The organism is Xanthomonas sp. SHU 199 (assembly GCF_000364665.1).
Classification (GTDB): Bacteria; Pseudomonadota; Gammaproteobacteria; order Xanthomonadales; family Xanthomonadaceae; genus Xanthomonas_A; species Xanthomonas_A sontii.
The window spans coordinates 1-2,937 of sequence record NZ_AQOI01000327.1 but is presented as its reverse complement, the minus strand read 5'-3'; the positions used below and the strand labels follow the sequence as shown (position 1 = coordinate 2,937).

Annotated in this window: 3 protein-coding genes and 1 pseudogene; all 4 read right to left on the bottom strand. The window is 70.9% G+C overall.

The features are described 5' to 3' along the window. A partial coding sequence (locus D183_RS26445; protein WP_039727248.1) for a DUF2878 family protein occupies positions 1-159 on the bottom strand: 159 nt, incomplete at its 3' end. Next, entirely contained in the window at positions 156-1,469 is a 1,314-nt protein-coding gene (locus D183_RS0111510; RefSeq protein WP_017909121.1) for an SAM-dependent methyltransferase, read from the bottom strand. The genes D183_RS26445 and D183_RS0111510, both read right to left, overlap by 4 nt. Then, the gene (locus D183_RS0111505; protein ID WP_017909120.1) at positions 1,466-2,335 is read right to left on the bottom strand and encodes a DUF1365 domain-containing protein; all 870 of its coding nucleotides are present in this window, start codon (positions 2,333-2,335) and stop codon (positions 1,466-1,468) included. Before D183_RS0111505 ends, D183_RS0111510 begins: the two co-directional genes overlap by 4 nt. Further along, positions 2,332-2,937, bottom strand: a pseudogene (locus D183_RS0111500) (NAD(P)/FAD-dependent oxidoreductase); the annotation flags it as partial. The gene D183_RS0111505 and the pseudogene D183_RS0111500, both read right to left, overlap by 4 nt.

The following is a 2,937-nucleotide window of genomic DNA, read 5'->3' as shown; positions in this document are numbered from 1 at the left end:
TAGCGCGGCGTCGCCATGCGCGCGGCGGCGCGCCTGCAACTGGTACAGCGCGAACAGCGCCAGCGCCGCCGGGCCGGCCCAGGCCAAGCCGTGCGCGGCGCCGACGACGGCGGCCAGCCACAGCCCCTGCAGGGCGAGGTAGTTGATCAGGTTGCTCATGCGTCGCCCGCCAGCGCCGGCGCGAACTGCGCCGGCCGTGCGCGTGGCTTGCTCAGCCACAGGTGCACGTCGCCGATCGAGCGCTCCAGGAAACCGCCTTCGCAGTAGGCCAGATAGAACTCCCACATGCGGATGAAGCGTTCGTCGTAGCCGAGCGCGCGCACCTGCGGCAGCTTTGCCATGAAGCGCTCGCGCCAGGCGCGCAGGGTCAGCGCGTAGCTGGGGCCGATGTCTTCCAGGTTGAACAGGCGCAGGTCGCTGGCGCGGCCGATCGCACCGGTCATCGCCGCCACCGAGGGGATGAAGCTGCCCGGGAAGATGTGGCGCTTGATGAAGTCCACCGACTTCAGCGCCTGCGCGTAGCGGTGGTCCTCGATGGTGATGGCCTGGATCAGCGCCTGGCCGTCGTCCTTGAGCAGGCTGCCGACCTTGCCGAAGTAGGTATCCAGGTATTGATGGCCGATCGCCTCGATCATCTCGATCGAGACCAGGCGATCGTAGCGACCGTCGAGATCGCGATAGTCGCGCAGCAGCACCTCGACCCGGTCCGACAGCCCGGCAGCCGCGATGCGCTGCCGGGCCAGTTCGTACTGCTCGCGCGAGATGGTGGTGGTGGTGACGCGGCAGCCGTGGTGCTTGGCCGCATGCAGCGCGAAGCCGCCCCAGCCGGTGCCGATCTCGACCAGGTGGTGGTGCGGCTGCAGGTCGAGCTTGGCGCAGATGCGCTGCAGCTTGCGTTCGGCGGCGCGTTCCAGCGCGGCTTCGCCCAAGGCGGCGTCGGCGTCGCGGAAGATCGCCGAGGAGTACATCAGGTTGCGATCCAGGAACAGCTCGAACAACGGATTGCCCAGGTCGTAGTGCGCGGCGATGTTGCGGCGGCTGCCGGCGCGGGTATTGCGCGCGAACGCGTGCAGGCCGCGCATCGCCAGGCCGCCGAGCCGGGCCAGGCCGGTCTCCATCGCGTCCAGGCGGTCGCGGTTGCGCACCAGCAGGCGCACCAGTGCGACCAGGTCGTCGCAATCCCACAGTCCGTCCATGTACGCCTCGCCGACGCCGACGCTGCCGTTGAGCGCGGCCTGGCGGTAGAAGCGCGGGTCATGGATGCGCAGATGCGCCTGCAGCGTGTCGGCGCCGATGCTGGTATCGCCCAGCGTGGTCAGCGTGCCGGCTTCCTCGATGCGCAACTGGCCCTCGCGCAGGCCATCCAGGGTGGCGAGCAGGCGCTGCCGCAGCAGGCGGTCGAGCCCGCGCAGCGGCGGTGCGGCAGGGGCCAGCGCGGCGGCGGAAGAGGGCGCGTGCGGAGCGTTCATCGGCGTTCTCGCGGAAGGGAGTGGTCGGGGTGGTCGTGCACCGGGTTGCCGCGCAGCCACAGCCGCAGCGCCTGCCAGTGGATCTTGGCCATGACCTGCAGGGTCATCGCCGGATAGCGCAGAAGTGCCTGCGCCAGGCTGGCGCCATCGAGGGCCCGGCGTTCGAGCACCAGGGTGGCGTCGAAGCGCCGCCGCGTCGCCGCCGGCGTGGGATCGAGCACGTCCATGTGCACGCGCAGTTGCGCGCCGGGTTCGCTGAAGCGCCAGGCATAGGTGTGCGCCATCGCCATGAACGGCGAGACGTGGAAGCGCTTGGCGAAGCGCCAGGCGTGCGTGGCGCCGTGGCTGCGCGCCTCGGCCATCGGCAGCACGTAGGCGTGGCGCTGCCGCCACGGCGTGTTGGTGATCTCGGCCACGATGCTGTGCAGGCGCTGCTGCGCGTCGTGGCAGTAGTAGAACGTGACCGGATTGAAGCAGTGGCCGAAGTAGCGCAGGTGGGTGAGCATGCGCACCGGGCCCAGCGGACGCTCGCCGGTGTGCTGCTGCACGCGGTCGCGTACCGCTTCGTCCAGCGGCTGCGCGGGGTCGCCCAGGTAGTCGCTGCGGCGGAACTCGGCCAGGTTGCGCCGGTTCACCGACCATAGCCAGCGCCGCGCGAACACCTGCTCCAGTTCGTCCAGGTCCAGGTACAGCAGGAACAGCGGATAGCGGAACGCCAGCGCTTTCGGCGCGTAACGGCGATGCCGCACCCAGCCGGTGTATACCGCGCTGTGCAGGCCATGCAGGGTCGTGCCCGCCGCCGCCGACGTTGTCGAGACGGCGCCAGTCGGCGGGGCGGGCACGGCAGCACGGCGCATCAGCGTCATGACCAGGGTACCCCCAGCGCGGCGGCGACGTCGACCGCGCTGCGCAGGCCGTCCTCGTGGAAGCCGAAGCCCCAGCCGGCGCCGGCGAACCAGGTGTTGCGCTGGCCCTGGATCTCGCCCTTGCGCGCCTGCGCCGCCACCGATGCCTGGGTCTGCAGCGGATGCCGGTAGCGCATGCGTCGCAACACCTTGGCCGGATCGATCGCATCGCTGCGGTTGAGGCTGACGATGAACGGCTGCGGCGCCTGCAGCGACTGCAGCGCGTTCATCCAGTAGCTGACCGTGCACGGTGCGTCCGGATCGGCCGGTACATGCGCGTTCCAGGCGGCCCAGGCGCGGCGGTCGCGCGGCAGCACGCGCGCATCGGTGTGCAGCACGGTCTCGTTGTCCTGGTAGCCGATCGCGCCGAGGATCGCGGTTTCCGCGTCGCTGGGGTCGGTCAGCAGGCGCAGCGCGTCGTCGGCGTGGCAGGCCAATACCGCGTGGTCGTATTGCTGGGTGTCGGCATCGCAGGCGATCGCGACGCTGCCGTGGGCCGTGCGCTGCAGCGCGCGCACCGGCGTGCCCAGCCGCTCGCGCACGCGCCAGCGGCTGCGCAGCGC

Bases quoted from the DNA above. Each gene is read 5' to 3' on its own strand.
- D183_RS0111510 (WP_017909121.1), bottom strand. From the start codon at position 1,469: ATGAACGCTCCGCACGCGCCCTCTTCCGCCGCCGCGCTGGCCCCTGCC.
- D183_RS0111505 (WP_017909120.1), bottom strand. From the start codon at position 2,335: ATGACGCTGATGCGCCGTGCTGCCGTGCCCGCCCCGCCGACTGGCGCC.